The organism is Pseudomonas sp. KCJK8993 (assembly GCF_046230915.1).
In the GTDB taxonomy this organism is placed as follows: Bacteria; Pseudomonadota; Gammaproteobacteria; order Pseudomonadales; family Pseudomonadaceae; genus Aquipseudomonas; species Aquipseudomonas piscis.
The window spans coordinates 1-1,569 of the sequence record NZ_JBJJLO010000239.1 but is presented as its reverse complement, the minus strand read 5'-3'; the positions used below and the strand labels follow the sequence as shown (position 1 = coordinate 1,569).

Sequence of the window (1,569 nt, the reverse complement as noted above, 5' to 3'; positions counted from 1 at the left end):
TACATAGTCGATCTGCCCCGGGGCCAGGCCCGCGCGCTCCAAAGCCTGGGCGATGGCGCGCATCTCGCCCTCGCGCGATGGGTCGGGATTGCGGTTGGCATCCATGGTCCAGCCCCAGCCGGACAATTGCGCATAGGGCCGAATGGTGCTGCGCGCGGGGTTGGCCATGCGCTCCACCACCACCGCGCCGCAACACTCGCCATAGATGAAACCATCGCGGTCGCGGTCGAACGGCCGGGCCGCCTGCATCGGCGCATCGGCATAGCGCTCGGAGCCCATGGCCCCCAACGAACGCAACGCCTGGCACTCCCAATGCGACAGATCCATCAGGGCGCCCAGCGCGATCGCCACATCCACCTGCCCCGACTGCACCGCCTGTAGCGCCTGGATCACCGCGACCTGGCCGCTGGCCGAGGCGCCGCCCACGGTGCAGGCCATGCCCTGGATGCCGAACTGCTGGGTACACAACCCGCACAGGTCGCTGTCCATGAACTCGACGCCATGACCCGGCCGCACGAAGGCCTCGCGCCCGGTGTAGCGCTCATGAAGCTGGGCCAGTTCACGTTGCTGCAGGTTGCAGCCGCCGACGACCAGGCCGATGCGCTGCGGGTCCACGTCCTCCAGGCGGGCGTCCTGCCAGGCTTCATGCAAGGCCACCAGGGCCGCCTCGGCAGTCAGCGACAACTGCCGGAACAGCCGTGGCGAACGCTCCGGCGGCAGTTGCAGGGGGCCGAGTTCGGCGCCGAGAAAACGGCTTTGCCCCTGGCGCCCGGGGCGTTGCAGCACGTCGAAAGCGGCGTCGCCGGCCAGCAATGCGCGGGTGAAGGCCTCCCGGCCCTGGCCGATGGCGGAAACGATACCGACACCGGTGATCGCAACGGGTAGTGGTCGAGTGGCAAGCATGTTGGCACCAGGATTGTCGATTCGGGCGAAGGCAACGGGTCGGCCCATGGCTGCATGGATGGCTACAACGCCCGGATCTCGTCGAGGGCAAAGTAGCCGTTGTGGCCTTGCAGATAGACCGCCGCCCGGTGGCCCAGCAACACCAAGGCGGTGCTGCGGGTCAGCTGGTCGCCGTCGACCCGCAGCGAGCGCACCCGAGTGCCGGCGGGATGCCGGGCATTCCACCGGGCGACCTGCTCGATGGCGCTGTGCAGCGCCGCTTCGTGAGGCCCAGGCGCCGCATCCCCCGGCGAAACCGCAACGCCAGGCACAGGCAGGCGGCTGCCAGCGCGGATCTTCTCCACCAGCTTGGTCAACACCTCGCCATGGCCGACTTCTTCGAATTGCACCTCGCCCTGGGCCAGCAGGTATTGGATGCTCTCGCACCATTGCACTGGATGAGTCAGTTGCCGGACCAGGTTGTCGGCGATCGCTTCCTGGCTATAGGGCTGGGCCGAAACGTTGGCGATTACCGGCTTGTTCGGCGGCGCCAGTTCCAGGCCTTGGAGATACGCGCGAAAGGCATCGGCGATCGGTTGCATGTAGCGCGAGTGGAAGGCGCCACTGGTATTGAGCGGATACAGCATGCCGCCCGCGGCCTCGACCGCGCTTTCCAGGCGCGCCAGT

The 1,569-nt window shown here is 67.8% G+C and carries 2 protein-coding genes; both read right to left on the bottom strand.

Features of this window, described 5'->3' with window-relative positions:
* Positions 1–903, bottom strand: a 903-nt coding sequence (locus ACK6AU_RS31925; protein ID WP_409303748.1) for a beta-ketoacyl synthase N-terminal-like domain-containing protein, incomplete at its 3' end; no start/stop codon positions are given.
* Between the two features lie 62 nt (positions 904–965).
* On the bottom strand, positions 966–1,569 hold a 604-nt coding region (locus ACK6AU_RS31920; RefSeq protein ID WP_409303746.1), incomplete at its 5' end, for an ACP S-malonyltransferase.